The organism is Micromonospora desertarenae (genome assembly GCF_056150265.1).
The window spans coordinates 300,169-314,387 of record NZ_JAXCFQ010000003.1 but is presented as its reverse complement, the minus strand read 5'-3'; the positions used below and the strand labels follow the sequence as shown (position 1 = coordinate 314,387).

Genomic DNA, 14,219 nt, shown 5'->3' with positions numbered 1-14,219 from the left:
CTACCCTAGCGGTGGCCGGGTGTCTCGCACCCGCCGGCCCGTTACCCGCCGGAACCCCGACAAACAGGATGTTCGCGTGTTTGACACCTTGAGTGACCGCCTCTCCGGGATCTTCACCAAGCTCCGCGGCAAGGGTCGGCTCACCGACGCCGACATCGACGCCACCGCGCGCGAGATCCGCCTCGCGCTGCTGGAGGCGGATGTCGCCCTGCCCGTGGTCAAGGGCTTCATCGCCCGGGTCAAGGAGCGGGCGCGCGGTGCGGAGGTGTCCCAGGCGCTCAACCCGGCCCAGCAGATCATCAAGATCGTCAACGAGGAGCTGATCAACGTCCTCGGCGGCGAGGGGCGGCGGCTCCAGTTCGCCAAGCAGCCGCCGACGGTGATCATGCTGGCCGGTCTCCAGGGCTCCGGTAAGACCACCCTCGCCGGCAAGCTGGCCCGCTGGCTCAAGGCGCAGGGGCACCAGCCGCTGCTGGTCGCCGCCGACCTCCAGCGCCCCAACGCCGTCGGGCAGCTCCAGGTGCTCGGCGGGCGGGCCGGCGTCGAGGTGTACGCCCCGGAGCCCGGCAACGGGGTCGGCGACCCGGTGCAGGTGGCCCGGGCGTCGATCGAGCACGCCAGGCGGGCGGCCCGGGACATCGTCATCGTCGACACCGCCGGCCGGCTCGGCATCGACGCGGAGATGATGCAGCAGGCGGCCGACATCCGCGACGCGGTCGACCCGGACGAGGTCATCTTCGTCATCGACGCGATGGTCGGTCAGGACGCCGTCCGTACCGCGGAGGCGTTCCGCGACGGCGTCGGCATCACCGGTGTGGTGCTCTCCAAGCTCGACGGCGACGCCCGCGGTGGCGCCGCGCTGTCGGTCCGGGAGGTCACCGGCCAGCCGATCCTCTTCGCCTCCACCGGCGAGAAGCTGGAGGACTTCGACGTCTTCCACCCGGACCGGATGGCCAGCCGGATCCTCGGCATGGGCGACGTCCTCACCCTGATCGAGCAGGCCGAGCAGGCCTTCGACGCCGATCAGAAGGAGAAGATGACCGCCAAGCTGATGGGCGGCGAGACCTTCACCCTGGAGGACTTCCTCGACCAGCTCATCGCCGTGCGGCGGATGGGGCCGATCGCCAACGTGCTGGCCATGATGCCGGGCATGGGGCAGATGAAGGACCAGCTCGCCGAGCTGGACGACAAGCACTTCGACCGGGTCACCGCGATCATCCGGTCGATGACCCCGGGCGAGCGCAGCAACCCGAAGATCATCAACGGCTCCCGCCGGGCCCGCATCGCCAACGGCTCCGGGGTCACCGTGATGGACGTCAACCAGCTGCTCAACCGCTTCGCCGACGCGCAGAAGATGATGAAGCAGATGGGCGGCATGATGGGCCTGCCCGGCGGGGGCCGGCGCAAGGCGACCAAGTCGCCGAAGAACAAGCGCAAGGGCACCAAGGGCGGCAACCGGCCGCGCGCCGGAGCGGGCGCCGGGATGCCCGGCGGCTTCCCGGGCGGCATGCCGCAGCTCCCGCCGGGGATGGACCCGAACGACCTGGCCGCCGGCCAGGGGCTGCCCCCGGGCTTCAAGCTGCCGAAGATCGACTTCAACAAGCTCGGCAAGGGCGACAACCGCCCCCGCTGACGGCGCGGCGTCCCGACCCACTCGGATTGCGGCAGGTCGCGGTCTCCCGTAGCCCGGAGACCGCGACCTGCCGTATGCCGGGTCGAGCTGCGCCCGCCGGCGCGGCGGGGCGGGCTGCCCGCACCCGGCGGGGAATGATCCGGTAGGACTGTGCACATGGCTCTGCATGTGCGCGGTGTGCTGCTCCCCGACGACGAGGTCCGCGACATCTGGCTGGTCGGCGACCGGGTCACCTTCGAGCCGGTGCCGGGCGCGCAGACCATCGCCGACGGCGGCTTCGTGCTGCCGGGGCTGATCGACGCGCACTGCCACATCGGCATCGCCCGCGGCGGCGCCCCGATCACCTCGCTCGACCAGGCCCGCGAGCTGGCCCGGGTCGACCGGGACGCCGGGGTGCTGGCGATCCGGGACGCCGGCTCGCCGTACCCGTACCCGGAACTCGACGACGACCCGGAACTGCCCCGGCTGGCCCGCGCCGGCCGGCACGTCGCCCCGCCGAAGCGCTACCTGCGCGACATCGGCATCGAGGTCGGCGCGGCCGAGGTGGCGGCCACCGTGACCGAGCAGGCCCGGGCCGGCAACGGCTGGGTCAAGCTGGTCGGCGACTGGATCGACCGGGGCGTCGGTGACCTGGCGCCGGCCTGGGACGCCGCCACCATGACCGCCGCGGTCGAGGCCGCGCACGCCGCCGGGGTACGCGCCGCCGTGCACACCTTCTCGGAGTCGGCCGTCGAGATCATGGTGCGCGCCGGGGTGGACTCGGTGGAGCACGGCACCGGGCTGAGCCTGGACCTGATCGACGAGATGGCCCGGCGGGGCACCGCGCTGGTGCCCACGATGATCAACATTCAGACCTTCGGCGGGATCGCCGACCAGGCGCGGGCCAAGTTCCCCGGGTACGCCGACCACATGCTCGCCCTGCGGGACCGCTTCCCGGAGGTGGTGCGCTCCGCGCACGAGGCCGGGGTGCCCATCTACGTCGGCACGGACGCGGGCGGCGGCATCGACCACGGGCTGGCCGCCGAGGAGATGCTGCTGCTGCACGAGCGGGCCGGCATGCCGGCGGTGGACGTGCTCGCCGCCGCCTCCTGGGGCGCCCGCGAGTGGCTGGGCTTTCCCGGCCTGGTCGAGGGCGGCCTGGCCGACCTCGTCGTCTACGCCGAGGACCCCCGCGTCGACCTGCGCGTGGTGCGTACCCCCAGCCGCATCGTCCTGCGCGGCCGCCCCGTCCGCTGACCCCGCCGGGCCCGTGCCGGGCAGCCGCCCGGCTGGTTCCGGCCGCGGACCTCCGCCTCAGCCGGGCGGGTGGGGGATGACGGCGGCGCGGGTGAAGAGGTGGACGGCCAGGTCGGCCAGGGCGCGGGCGGTCTGGTCGACGGGCGCGCCGGGCAGCACGATGTGGCTGACCACGAGGCGGACCACGCTGTCGGCGGCGAACCGCAGGGCGGCCCGGTCGGCGCCGGGCACCACCGTGGCGACCCACTCCAGCAGCGCGCCGTTCGCCTCGGTCAGCACCAGCCCGGAGCGGGTGGTGAGGAAGGGCAGCAGTTCGTCGGAGCCGCCCCGCGCGCTGGTCAGGATCGCTCTGATCAGCGGGTTGGCGGCCGCCTCGGCCAGCGTGTGCCGGATCGCCGCGTACGCGCCGGCGCGCACGTCGGTGCCGTGCGCGACCAGGGCCGCCCGGACGTCGGCGACGAACCGGTCGACCTCGCGCCGGGCCAGCGCCTCGGCCAGCCCGGCCTTGCTGCCGAACTCGTTGTAGACGGTCTGCCGGCTCACCCCGGCGGCGGTCGCCACCGCGCCCATCCGGACGTTGTCCCAGCCCCGGTCGACGGTCAGCGTCCGGGCCGCGACCACTATCTGGTCCCGCAGCCGCTGGCGTCCGGCGTCCCGTACCTCGTTCATGGTGATCGAAGTCTACGGCCGGGCGGGGCGTCCGGCCCGGCGCGCGCGTGGCGCGGGCCGCCCGATCGCGTCGGGCGGCCGGGCGGCGCATAGGATGTGCGGTCATGGCACGCGTGCTCACTCCCCGTGCGGAGGACTTTCCCCGCTGGTACCAGGACCTGATCGCCAAGGCGAAGCTGGCCGACAACGGCCCGGTCCGGGGGACCATGGTGATCCGACCGGCCGGCTACGCCATCTGGGAGCGGATGCAGGCCGAGATGGACGCCCGGATCAAGGCGGCCGGCGCGGAGAACGCGTACTTCCCGCTCTTCATCCCGGAGAACTACCTCAAGCGGGAGGCCGAGCACGTCGAGGGCTTCTCGCCGGAGCTGGCGGTGGTCACCCACGGTGGCGGCAAGCAGCTCGCCGAGCCGGTCGTGGTCCGCCCCACCAGCGAGACGGTGATCGGCGAGTTCATGGCCAAGTGGATCGACTCGTACCGGGACCTGCCGCTGCTGCTCAACCAGTGGGCCAACGTGGTCCGCTGGGAGCTGCGCCCCCGGATCTTCCTGCGCACCAGCGAGTTCCTCTGGCAGGAGGGGCACACCGCGCACGCCACCCGGGACGACGCCCGCGCCTACGCCCGGCGGATCCTGCACGAGGCGTACGAGGACCTGATGGTCAACGTGCTCGGCATCCCGGTGGTGGTCGGCCTGAAGACCGCCCGCGAGCGCTTCGCCGGGGCCACCGCCACCTACACCTGCGAAGGCATGATGGGCGACGGCAAGGCGCTCCAGCTGGGCACCAGCCACGAGCTGGGGCAGAACTTCGCCAAGGCGTTCGACATCAGCTACTCCTCCGCGGAGGGCGGCCGGGAGCACGCCTGGACCACCTCCTGGGGCACCTCGACCCGGATGCTCGGCGGCCTGATCATGTGCCACGGCGACGACAACGGCCTGCGGGTGCCGCCGAAGCTGGCGCCGGTGCAGGCGTACGTCATGGTGGTCAAGGACGGCGAGGGCGTCGGGGAGGCGGCGGCCAAGCTGCGCGACGGCCTGCGCGACGCCGGTGTCCGGGTGGCGCTCGACGACCGCACCGACACCCCGTTCGGCCGCCGGGCGGTCGACGCCGAGCTGCGCGGCTACCCGATCCGCGTCGAGGTCGGCCCGCGCGACCTGGCCGCCGGCAACGCGGTGGTGGTCCGGCGTACGGACGGCTCGAAGTCCCCGGTGCCGGTGGCCGACGTGGTCGGCGCGGTGCTGGCCGCGCTGGAGGCCGACCAGCAGGCGCTGCACGACCAGGCGCTGGCCCACCGCCAGGCCCGTACCACCGAGGTGAGCACCCTCGCCGAGGCGATCGAGGCGGCGGCCACCGGCTGGGCCCGGGTGCCGTGGTCGGCGGTCGGCGTCCAGGGCGAGGCCGAGGCGAACGGCCAGGGCGTGACGGTGCGCTGCCTGGTCCGCGCCGACGGCTCGGTGCCCGACAGCGAGGACGAGCCCGACCTGGTCGCCATCCTGGCCCGCGCCTACTGACCCACCCGTCCGGCAGCCGGTCCCGCCTCGGCGGGGCCGGCTGCCGCGTTTCCGGCCGCGGGTCCGGTTTCGGCTCGGGCCCGCGGCGGCCGGCACGCCCGCCGGTAGGGTCGCACCCGTGAGGTTCGAACCCGGGCGGTTGATCGTGCACCGCAACGTGCGGCGCGGCCGGATCGGCTGGGTCCGCCCGGCCCGGGTGGTCAGCGACGACGACCGGGGCCTGCTGCTGTGGATCGCCCGGGACACCCCGGTGGCCAACGAGGTCACCGCGGCCGGGCTGGGCATGCGGGCGATGCCGTTCGCCGACTGGATCGCCGCGTCGTACCGGCTGGCGGTGGGCCGGTGGAACGGGCCGCCGCTGCTGAAGTTCCTGCCCACCGGCGCGGCCCACTCCGTCTGGTGGTTCCGCGACGCGCGCGACCGCTTCGCCACCTGGTACGTCAACCTGGAGGAGCCGGGGGTGCGCTGGGACGACGGCACGCTCGCCGGGGTGGACGTGGTCGACCAGGACCTCGACGTGCTGGTCCGCCCGGACCGCAGCTGGGAGTGGAAGGACGAGGAGGAGTTCGTCGAGCGGCTGGCCTACCCCGACGACTACTGGGTGGCCGACGAGAACGCCGTCCGGGCCGAGGGCAAGCGGGTGATCGCGCTGGCCGAGGCGGGGGAGTTCCCGTTCGACGGCACCTGGTGCGACTTCACCCCGCCGCCGCACTGGACCGCCCCGGAGGCGTTGCCGGCCGGCTGGGACCGCCCGCCGGTGCGCTGACCGGGCCCGCGGTGGCCGCGCCGCTGGTGTGTTTTCGGTCACCTCGACCGCCCGTCGGGTGACCTGTGCCGGTCCGGTGTGAGAGATCCGGGCCGGATCTGGCAGAATGGCTGGCTGGTATCCGGCGTGTGCCCGGCGCCCTCTAACCCGGGCACGTCGCCAGTCCACCGAGTAGTCTCCGGCCCAACCCCACTGTGCCGGTCGGCGCTCACCCGTGCACACCGCCCGTACCGGGCCGGTGAGATCGCAACAGGAGCGAAACAACTGTGGCCGTAAAGATCCGGCTTCTGCGGATGGGCAAGATCCGCAACCCGCAGTACCGCATCGTCGTCGCCGACTCGCGCACCAAGCGCGACGGCCGGGCGATCGAGTTCGTCGGGATCTACCAGCCGAAGGAAGACCCTTCGGTGATCGAGGTCAAGTCGGACCGGGTCCAGTACTGGCTGTCCGTCGGCGCCCAGCCGAGCGAGGCGGTGCAGCGGCTGCTGGAGCTGACCGGTGACTGGCAGAAGTTCAAGGGCCTGCCGGCCCCGCCGCCGCTGAAGGTCGCCCCCGAGCGGGCCGACCGCACCGCGGCGTACGAGGCCGAGGCGAAGGCCGCGGCCGGGCTGGCCGAGGCTCCGGCCAAGCCGGCCAAGAAGGCCGCCAAGGCCGAGGCTCCGGCCGCCGAGGAGGCGCCGAAGACCGAGGAGCAGGCCGGTGCGGACTCCGGCGAACAGGCCTGACGTGGCTCTGCGTCCGGCGCTGGAGCACCTGGTCAAGGGCATCGTCGACCACCCGGACGATGTCCGCGTCCGGCTGGTCGACAACCGTCGGGGCAAGCGGCTGGAAGTCCGCGTGCACCCCGAGGACCTCGGCACGGTGATCGGGCGGTCCGGCCGGACCGCCAAGGCGCTGCGCCAGGTGATCGGCTCCATCGGTGGGCGCGGCGTACGCGTCGACATCGTCGACTCGTACTGATGCTGCTCATCGTCGGCAGGATCGGTAAGCCGCACGGCATCCGCGGTGAGGTCACCGTGGAGGTGCGGACCGACGAACCCGAAGCGCGGTTCGCCCCCGGCATGGTGCTGCGCACCGAGCCGGGGGCGACACCCCCGCCGCCCTCGCCGTCCGCGGGGCCGGGGGTGCCGTTCCGGGTGCCCGCCGAACTGACCGTGGAGTCCGCCCGGTGGCACCAGGGCCGGCTGCTGGTCGCCTTCGACGGTGTGCTGGACCGCGATGTCGCCGAGGCGCTGCGCGGCACCCTGCTCGGGGTGGACAGCGCCGACGTGGCCCCGCCGGAGGATCCGGAGGAGTTCCACGACCACCAGCTCGTCGGGCTGGCCGCGGTCACCCCGACCGGCGAGCGGCTCGGCGAGGTGGCCCGGATCGACCACGCGCCCGCCTCCGACCTGCTGGTGCTGCGCCGCCCCGAGGGGAAGACCGCGCTCATCCCGTTCGTCAAGGCGATCGTTCCCGAGGTCGACCTGGCCGGTGGCCGCGTGGTCGTCGACCCGCCGGCCGGTCTGCTCGACCTCTAGCCCGCCGGAGCACCCCCGCATGCGCGTCGACATCGTGTCGATCTTCCCGGAGTACCTCGCCCCGCTGGAGCTGTCGCTCATCGGCAAGGCCCGGGCCAACGGCACCCTCCGGCTGGCCGTACACGATCTGCGCACCTGGACCCACGACGTGCACCGCACTGTCGACGACACCCCGTACGGCGGCGGACCGGGCATGGTGATGCGGCCGGAGCCGTGGGGCGAGGCGCTCGACGCGCTCGCGCCGGCGGAGCTGACCCCGCCGCGACTGCTGGTGCCGTCCCCGGTGGGCGTCCCGTTCACCCAGGCGCTCGCCTACGAACTGGCCGCCGAGCCGCACCTGCTCTTCGCCTGCGGCCGGTACGAGGGCATCGACCAGCGGGTGCTCGACCACGCCGCCACCCGGATGCCGGTCACCGAGGTCTCCCTCGGCGACTACGTGCTCTTCGGCGGCGAGGTGGCGGTGCTGGTGATCCTGGAGGCGGTCACCCGGCTGCTGCCCGGGGTGCTCGGCAACGCCGGCTCGCTGGACGAGGAGTCGCACGCGCACGGCCTGCTGGAGGCCCCGGTCTACACCAAGCCGCCGAGCTGGCGCGGCCTGGACGTGCCGGAGGTGCTCCGCTCCGGCGACCACGGCCGGATCGCCCGCTGGCGGCGGGAGGAGGGGCTGGTCCGCACCGCGCGCCGCCGGCCCGACCTGCTGGCCGCGCTGGACCCGGAGCGCCTGGACAAACGGGACGTCGCGGCGTTGGAGCGGGCCGGATTTCAGCCGCCACCGGGGGATGTGGCAAAGTAGAGGGGTTGCCGCATCCGGCCGCGCCGCGGACGGCTGCGAGGATCTCCGACCGGGGTCGGCGCCACCGATCACCACCCGGGGATCAGAATCACCCACCCGCGCACCGACTGACGGTGCGCCGTGAGCCTCACGAGGTTGCTGCGATGAACATCCTGGACGCCCTTGACGCCCAGTCGAAGCGGACCGACGTCCCCGACTTCCGGGCAGGTGACACCGTCAAGGTGCACGCCCGGGTGGTCGAGGGCAACCGGTCCCGTGTCCAGATCTTCCAGGGCGTGGTCATCCGCCGCCAGGGTGACGGCCTGCGCGAGACCTTCTCGGTCCGCAAGGTGAGCTTCGGTGTCGGCGTCGAGCGGACCTACCCGGTCAACAGCCCGGCCATCGACCGGATCGAGGTCGTCACCCGCGGTGACGTCCGCCGCGCCAAGCTCTACTACCTGCGCGAGCTGCGGGGCAAGAAGGCCAAGATCAAGGAGAAGCGCGAGAAGCAGCCGAGCTGACCTTCCGCTCGCCACGCCGCCCGAGCTGCGCGTATGTCGTACGACCCGGCCCACACTACGCTGGGCGTACGGGCGCAGCGGGGCGGTCGCCCCGCGACAGCGGCGGGGAGACGTCCACTACCGCCCGGGGAGCCTCGACAGGGTTCCCGGGCGGTAGTGTCATTTCTGCGGACCGGGGAGTGGCGTGGTGCGGACGCTTGACGAGGGCGGCGCTGTCGATCCGTGGCGTCGGCGGGCCCGCCGCGGCCGCCGTCAGATGCCGCTCTGGCAGGAACTGCCGCTGCTGCTGGTCGTCGCGTTCTGCCTGGCGGTGCTGATCCGCACCTTCCTGCTCCAGGCGTTCTTCATCCCCTCCGGTTCGATGGAGGACACCCTCCTCGTCGGCGACCGGGTCCTGGTCAACAAGGTGGTCTACGACGTCCGCGACCCGAAGCGGGGCGAGGTGGTGGTGTTCCGGGGCACCGACCGCTGGGCCCCGCAGGTCGACGAGGAGCCCGACCCGGGTTTCCTCGGCAAGCTCGGCCGCACCGTCGGCGACCTGGTCGGGGTGAGCCGCCCCGGCGAGAAGGACTTCATCAAGCGGGTCATCGGGCTGCCCGGCGACCGGGTGAAGTGCTGCGACGAGCAGGGCCGGGTGACCGTCAACGGCACCCCGCTCGACGAGACGTACGTGGTGCGCGACTCCCCGCTGGACATCCCGCCGAACCCCCGCGAGTGCCGTTCCCGGCGCTTCGCCGAGGTGGTCGTCCCGCCCGGCCAGATCTTCGTGATGGGCGACCACCGGCTGGTCTCCCAGGACGCCCGCTGCCAGGGCCCGGTGCCGATCGAGAACGTCGTCGGCCGGGCCTTCACGGTGGTGTGGCCGTCGTCGCGGTGGAGCGCCCTCTCGGTGCCCGAGACCTTCGCCGACGTACGCGCGCCGGCCGTGGCCGCCCCCGACGGCCCGCCGCCGGTGCGACCCACCCCGGAGGGCGGAGTCGTCCTGCTCCTCCCGCTCACGGCCGCGCTGTGGCGTTCTCGCGCGTTCCGGACGGTGACGTCCAGCCGGGCAACGTAGGCTCCATCCCGTGATTGACGAGCAGACCGACAAGCCCCGCAGCTCCTTCTGGAAGGAGCTGCCCATTCTCCTGGGCGTGGCGATCCTGGTCGCGGTACTGGTGCGTGCCTTCGTGCTGCAGACCTTCTTCATCCCCTCGCCGTCCATGGAGAACACGCTCCAGATCGACGATCGGGTGCTGGTCAACAAGCTGGTGTACGACTTCCGCTCGCCCCGCCGGGGCGAGGTCATCGTGTTCAAGGCGCCGCTGGAGTGGAGCAGCAACCCTGACGGCGAGGACTTCATCAAGCGGGTGATCGGCGTCGGCGGCGACCACGTGGTCTGCTGCGACCCGCAGGACCGGCTGGTGATCAACGGCAAGCCGCTCGACGAGCCGTACATCTTCTCCGCCGACGGGCAGCGGGACAAGCCGGCCGACCAGGAGTTCGACATCACCGTGCCGGAGGGCCGGCTCTGGGTGATGGGCGACCACCGGTCCGCCTCCGGCGACTCGCTGGAGCACTGGCAGCAGTCCGGGCAGGACATCACCGTGGCCACCATCGACGAGGACGAGGTCGTCGGGCGGGCGTTCACCGTCTTCTGGCCGGTCAGCCGGGCCACCTGGCTGAGCGTGCCGAAGCAGTACGAGGGCATCCCGAACTCCTGAGCGCCGCCGCCGGCGCGCGGCGGGCCGATCCGGGCGGGGGCGTGGGCGTTGTCGGCGGCGTCTGGCAGGCTGGGGCGGTGACGGTCTACACCCCTCGGCGCGCGGCCCGCGTGCTGCTCGTCGACGCGACCGGTCGGGTGCTGCTCTTCGCCGGCTTCGACCCGGCCCGGCCCGACCACCGCTACTGGTTCACCCCGGGCGGCGGCCTGGATCCGGGGGAGTCCCCGGCGGCCGGGGCCGCCCGCGAGCTGGCCGAGGAGACCGGGCTGCGGCTGACCCCCGAGCAGGTCGGCGAGCCGGTCTGGCGGGACACCGTCGAGTTCCCCTTCGACGGGGTCTGGTACCGGCAGGAGCAGGAGTTCTTCCTGGTCCGGGTGCCGGCCTGGGAGGTGGACACGACCGGCTTCAGCGACGTCGAGCGGGCCAGCGTGGACGGGCACCGCTGGTGGCCGGTCGACGAGCTGGCCGCCACCGACGAGCGCTACTACCCGCCCGACCTCCCCGCGGTGCTGGCCCGGGTGCTCTCGGCCCCCGCCGGAGGTGCCCCGTGCTGACCCCGCCGCGCACCGTGGTGCGCCGCGAGGCCGGGCTCTACGCGCTGGAGCGGGCGCTGCAGCGGCGCGGCTTCCGGCACGTGGCCGGGGCCGACGAGGCCGGCCGGGGCGCCTGCGCCGGTCCGCTGGTCGCCGCCGCGGCGATCCTGCCCGAGGGGCGCCGCGGCGAGATCGACGGGCTGGCCGACTCCAAGCTGCTCACCCCGGCCAGCCGGGAACGGGTGTACGAGGAGGTGGTCGCCCGGGCGCTGGCGTACGCCGTGGTGGTCATCCCGGCCGAGGAGGTCGACGCCCGCGGCCTGCACGTGTGCAACCTGGCGGCGATGCGCCGGGCGCTGGCCTCGCTGACCACCCGGCCCGAGTACGTGCTGACCGACGGCTTCGGGGTGGACGGCCTGGACGTGCCGGGGCTGGCGGTCTGGAAGGGCGACCGGGTGGCCGCCTGCGTGGCGGCGGCCAGCGTGCTGGCCAAGGTCACCCGGGACCGGATCATGGTCGAGCTGGACGAGACGTTCCCCGCCTACGGGTTCGCCGAGCACAAGGGTTACATCACGCCCGAGCACAGCGCGGCGCTGCGCGAGCACGGTCCGTGCCGGGAGCACCGGTTCTCGTACGTCAACGTGGCCGCCGTGTCCGGGCGCGACGGCCGCCCACCGCGCTCGCGTCGGCCGGTGGGCGCAAGCCCGGACGAGCCGATGGAGCACTTCGGCGCGGCAAGGGGTACCGTCGGCGTGGCGTTGGGCGAGCAGCCTCGGCCCTCGGCGCCGGTGGGGGAAGATGTGGTCATGGAAGGCGGAGTGCGATGAGCGCGGAAGATCTCGAGAAGTACGAGACCGAGATGGAGCTGCAGCTCTACCGGGAGTACCGCGACATTGTCCGCCAGTTCTCCTACGTGGTGGAGACGGAACGCCGCTTCTACCTCGCCAACCAGGTCGACCTGCACGTGCGCAACTCCGACGGCGAGGTCTACTTCGAGGTCGAGATGCACGACGCCTGGGTGTGGGACATGTACCGCCCCGCGCGGTTCGTGAAGAATGTCCGGGTGATGACGTTCAAGGACGTCAACGTCGAGGAGCTGGAGAAGCCCGACATCTCGCTCCCCGCCGACTCCGGCTTCGGCGGCTGACCCACCCCCGTCGGCCCCCCACCGCCGACCACACCCCACCTCTCCGCGCTGCGCCCCCCGGGTAGCCGGCTCAGTTGATCATAAGGTTGTTGTCGCGACACGCCGTGGCGCCCGACAACAACTCCATGATCGACTCGACCTAGCCGGCCTGGGATGGAGGGTCAGGTGGGGATGACCGCGACCTGGACTCGTTGGACGAGGTTGTTGGCGAAGCCGCCCCGGTTCCAGGGCTGCTCGACCGGCTGGGTCCGGCCGGTGGCGTCGGTGGCCCGGGCGCTCAGCACGTGCCGGCCCGGCCGCGCGTCCCACTCGTAGCGCCAGCGCCGCCAGGCGAACTCCCCACCGGCCGGTTCGTCCAGGATGGCCGGCGCCCAGCTCGCGCCGCCGTCGGTGGTGACCTCGACCGCCACCACCGGGGCGTGGCCGGACCAGGCCCGACCGTCCAGGGTGCACGGACCCGGCCGGAGCACCCGGGTGCGGGACATGAAGTCGGGGAAACCGGGCGGGCGGACCAGCGCGCGCGGCTCGATGCGGGTCACCGGCACGCCCGGGTCGTCGGCGTCCTGCCGCAGCCGGTAGGCCACCGCGTTCTGGTAGCCGGTGAAGGGCTCGGTCAGCACGGTGATCGAGCGCAGCCACTTGACGTGCGCCATGCCGTACCAGCCGGGCACGATCAGCCGCAGCGGAGCGCCGTGCTGCGGCAGCAGGGGAGCGCCGTTCATCTCGTACGCCAGCAGCACCTCCTCGCGCAGCGCCTCGGCGACCGGCAGCCCGCGCTGGTAGTCCTGCTCGACGCCCCGCTCCACGCCGTGGTCGGCGCCGGTGAAGACCACGTCCACCGCGTCGGCGTCGAGGCCCGCCTCGCGCAGCAGCGGCGCCAGCGGGGTACCGGTCCACTCCGCGTTGCCGACCGCCTCCACCAGCCACGGCTGGCTGACCGGGCGGGGATGCAGCAGCGCCCGCCCGTTGCCCGCGCACTCCAGCGTCACCCGGTGGGTGACCCGGGGCCGGGCCCGCAGGTCGGCCAGGTCGAGGGTGAGGGGGCGCTCCACCGCGCCGTCCACCCGCAGGGTGTGCCCGGCCGGGTCGAGATCCGGGATGTCGTAGTGGATGAGCAGGTAGTGCAGGCCGGCCGGGGTCACGTCGTAGCGGAGCGCCTCCAGCGGGATGCCGTGGTTGCGGGCCGCCAGTTGCAGTTCCTCGGCGCTGATCGCCTCGTCCGGCTCGGCCAGCCGGGACGGCCGGCTCACCTCGTCCACAGTGGTCATGGTCGCCTCCCCGGTCCGCGACGGCGGCGCCCCGCCGTACCGGGACCAGCCTAGAACCTCCCGCCGGACGCCGGACCGGCGCGTGGTCGCCGGTTTCCGGGCGTGCCCGGTTGGGTGCTGGACGGCCTGTTTCCGGGCGTGCCAGGTTGGGTGCTGGACGGCCTGTTTCGGGGCGCGCCAGGTTGGGTGCTGAACGGCCTGTTTCGGGGCGCGCCGGGTCAGGGCCGGGTGCCGTCGCCGACGAACTCGAACATGGTCACCCCGGCCGGCAGCGGCCGGGGCTCGCCGTGGAAGTGGTGCACGCCCACGCCGACACCGTCGGCCGGGCTGCTCACCGCCACCGGGACGAAGCCCTCCTCGGCGAACCAGTCGCAGATCGCCGGCACCAGGTCCGGGCTGCGCCGGTGCCGGGTCCAGAAGACCGTCCCGCCGGTGGCGCAGAGCGCCGCGCAGTGCCGCACGGTGCGGCGGATGTCCGTCTCGGAGATGTTGCCGAACACCCCGCAGACCAGCACCAGGTCCGCCGGCGCCAGGTCGGCGTACGCGTCGGTGCGGGCGGCGTCGCCGACCACCACCTCCACCCGGGTCAGGCCGGCGTCGGCGGCGGCCGTCCGGGCCAGCTCGGCGTTGCGCGGATCCAGCTCGACCAGCCGGGCGGTCACGTCGTCCCGGCGCGGATGCGCCGCCAGCACGGGGATCAGGTCCCGGCCCTGCCCGGCACAGAGACTCAGCGCGCGCAGCGGCCCCGGCCGGGCGCTGTCGAGCGCCTCCCGCAGCCGCTGCCGCAGCTCCGTCAACCGGCGGGACAGGGCCGACCCCGGCTCGTCGTAGTCGTCGTGCCAGGCGTACCAGTCCGTCGTCACCGGCCCAGCCTAGGGGCGCCCCGGGTTGCCGGCACATAGCAGATCGTCGGCCGGATCGGCGGCTGTCCACAGCGGGT

At 73.4% G+C, this 14,219-nt stretch carries 17 protein-coding genes; 14 read left to right on the top strand and 3 right to left on the bottom strand.

The window, feature by feature from the left end:
* Nucleotides 1–76: 76 nt before the first annotated feature.
* Both ffh and SM577_RS07385 read left to right on the top strand, forming a co-directional pair.
* Nucleotides 77–1,633, top strand: a complete 1,557-nt coding sequence (gene ffh, locus SM577_RS07390; RefSeq protein WP_302917746.1) for a signal recognition particle protein — start codon at nucleotides 77–79, stop codon at nucleotides 1,631–1,633.
* A gap of 156 nt (nucleotides 1,634–1,789) precedes the next feature.
* On the top strand, nucleotides 1,790–2,869 hold the full coding sequence (locus SM577_RS07385) for an amidohydrolase family protein (RefSeq protein ID WP_474580379.1): 1,080 nt from the start codon (nucleotides 1,790–1,792) through the stop codon (nucleotides 2,867–2,869).
* 57 nt (nucleotides 2,870–2,926) lie between these two features.
* Here the strand turns inward: SM577_RS07385 and SM577_RS07380 are convergent, their stop codons facing one another.
* Nucleotides 2,927–3,538, bottom strand: coding sequence for a TetR/AcrR family transcriptional regulator (locus SM577_RS07380; RefSeq protein ID WP_302917744.1), 612 nt, complete (start codon nucleotides 3,536–3,538; stop codon nucleotides 2,927–2,929).
* Between the two features lie 104 nt (nucleotides 3,539–3,642).
* On the opposite strand from SM577_RS07380, the gene proS reads away from it, so the two are divergent.
* The 12 genes from proS (at nucleotide 3,643) to SM577_RS07320 (ending at nucleotide 12,011) form a co-directional block, all read left to right on the top strand.
* A complete protein-coding gene (proS, locus tag SM577_RS07375) occupies nucleotides 3,643–5,049 on the top strand; it encodes a proline--tRNA ligase (protein ID WP_302917743.1) in 1,407 nt (468 codons plus the stop codon).
* A 118-nt stretch (nucleotides 5,050–5,167) separates the two neighbouring features.
* Complete coding sequence (locus SM577_RS07370; RefSeq protein ID WP_302917742.1) at nucleotides 5,168–5,815, top strand: ribonuclease FAU-1 family protein; 648 nt, start codon at nucleotides 5,168–5,170, stop codon at nucleotides 5,813–5,815.
* A 266-nt stretch (nucleotides 5,816–6,081) separates the two neighbouring features.
* Nucleotides 6,082–6,540, top strand: a complete 459-nt coding sequence (gene rpsP, locus SM577_RS07365; RefSeq protein ID WP_088995517.1) for a 30S ribosomal protein S16 — start codon at nucleotides 6,082–6,084, stop codon at nucleotides 6,538–6,540.
* Complete coding sequence (locus SM577_RS07360; RefSeq protein ID WP_302917741.1) at nucleotides 6,515–6,775, top strand: RNA-binding protein; 261 nt, start codon at nucleotides 6,515–6,517, stop codon at nucleotides 6,773–6,775. The genes rpsP and SM577_RS07360 overlap by 26 nt, the downstream gene beginning before the upstream one ends.
* Before the next feature lie 2 nt (nucleotides 6,776–6,777).
* Nucleotides 6,778–7,335 (top strand): ribosome maturation factor RimM, encoded by a 558-nt coding sequence (rimM, locus tag SM577_RS07355; protein WP_302918713.1) that lies wholly within the window; start codon nucleotides 6,778–6,780, stop codon nucleotides 7,333–7,335.
* 19 nt (nucleotides 7,336–7,354) lie between these two features.
* Nucleotides 7,355–8,128, top strand: coding sequence for a tRNA (guanosine(37)-N1)-methyltransferase TrmD (trmD, locus tag SM577_RS07350; RefSeq protein WP_109899947.1), 774 nt, complete (start codon nucleotides 7,355–7,357; stop codon nucleotides 8,126–8,128).
* Nucleotides 8,129–8,271: 143 nt separating this feature from the next.
* Nucleotides 8,272–8,628 (top strand): 50S ribosomal protein L19, encoded by a 357-nt coding sequence (rplS, locus tag SM577_RS07345; protein ID WP_302917740.1) that lies wholly within the window; start codon nucleotides 8,272–8,274, stop codon nucleotides 8,626–8,628.
* 184 nt (nucleotides 8,629–8,812) lie between these two features.
* A complete protein-coding gene (gene lepB / locus SM577_RS07340; protein ID WP_302917739.1) occupies nucleotides 8,813–9,685 on the top strand; it encodes a signal peptidase I in 873 nt (290 codons plus the stop codon).
* A 10-nt stretch (nucleotides 9,686–9,695) separates the two neighbouring features.
* The gene (gene lepB / locus SM577_RS07335; RefSeq protein WP_302917738.1) at nucleotides 9,696–10,331 is read left to right on the top strand and encodes a signal peptidase I; all 636 of its coding nucleotides are present in this window, start codon (nucleotides 9,696–9,698) and stop codon (nucleotides 10,329–10,331) included.
* Nucleotides 10,332–10,408: 77 nt separating this feature from the next.
* Nucleotides 10,409–10,885, top strand: coding sequence for an NUDIX hydrolase (locus tag SM577_RS07330; protein ID WP_302917737.1), 477 nt, complete (start codon nucleotides 10,409–10,411; stop codon nucleotides 10,883–10,885).
* Nucleotides 10,879–11,691, top strand: a complete 813-nt coding sequence (locus SM577_RS07325; protein WP_302917736.1) for a ribonuclease HII — start codon at nucleotides 10,879–10,881, stop codon at nucleotides 11,689–11,691. Before SM577_RS07330 ends, SM577_RS07325 begins: the two co-directional genes overlap by 7 nt.
* Nucleotides 11,688–12,011 carry a DUF2469 domain-containing protein gene (locus tag SM577_RS07320; RefSeq protein WP_007075222.1) on the top strand — a complete coding sequence of 108 codons (324 nt, stop codon included), beginning with the start codon at nucleotides 11,688–11,690 and terminating at the stop codon, nucleotides 12,009–12,011. Before SM577_RS07325 ends, SM577_RS07320 begins: the two co-directional genes overlap by 4 nt.
* A gap of 161 nt (nucleotides 12,012–12,172) precedes the next feature.
* On the opposite strand, the gene SM577_RS07315 is transcribed toward SM577_RS07320, so the two are convergent.
* Nucleotides 12,173–13,279 carry a sulfite oxidase gene (locus tag SM577_RS07315; protein ID WP_302917735.1) on the bottom strand — a complete coding sequence of 369 codons (1,107 nt, stop codon included), beginning with the start codon at nucleotides 13,277–13,279 and terminating at the stop codon, nucleotides 12,173–12,175.
* A 218-nt stretch (nucleotides 13,280–13,497) separates the two neighbouring features.
* Nucleotides 13,498–14,142, bottom strand: a complete 645-nt coding sequence (locus SM577_RS07310; protein WP_474586543.1) for a class I SAM-dependent methyltransferase — start codon at nucleotides 14,140–14,142, stop codon at nucleotides 13,498–13,500.
* Nucleotides 14,143–14,219 lie beyond the last annotated feature (77 nt).

Bases quoted from the DNA above. Each gene is read 5' to 3' on its own strand.
- SM577_RS07380 (WP_302917744.1), bottom strand. From the start codon at position 3,538: ATGAACGAGGTACGGGACGCCGGACGCCAGCGGCTGCGGGACCAGATA.
- trmD (WP_109899947.1), top strand. From the start codon at position 7,355: ATGCGCGTCGACATCGTGTCGATCTTCCCGGAGTACCTCGCCCCGCTG.
- SM577_RS07320 (WP_007075222.1), top strand. From the start codon at position 11,688: ATGAGCGCGGAAGATCTCGAGAAGTACGAGACCGAGATGGAGCTGCAG.
- SM577_RS07315 (WP_302917735.1), bottom strand. From the start codon at position 13,279: ATGACCACTGTGGACGAGGTGAGCCGGCCGTCCCGGCTGGCCGAGCCG.
- rplS (WP_302917740.1), top strand. From the start codon at position 8,272: ATGAACATCCTGGACGCCCTTGACGCCCAGTCGAAGCGGACCGACGTC.
- proS (WP_302917743.1), top strand. From the start codon at position 3,643: ATGGCACGCGTGCTCACTCCCCGTGCGGAGGACTTTCCCCGCTGGTAC.
- SM577_RS07385 (WP_474580379.1), top strand. From the start codon at position 1,790: ATGGCTCTGCATGTGCGCGGTGTGCTGCTCCCCGACGACGAGGTCCGC.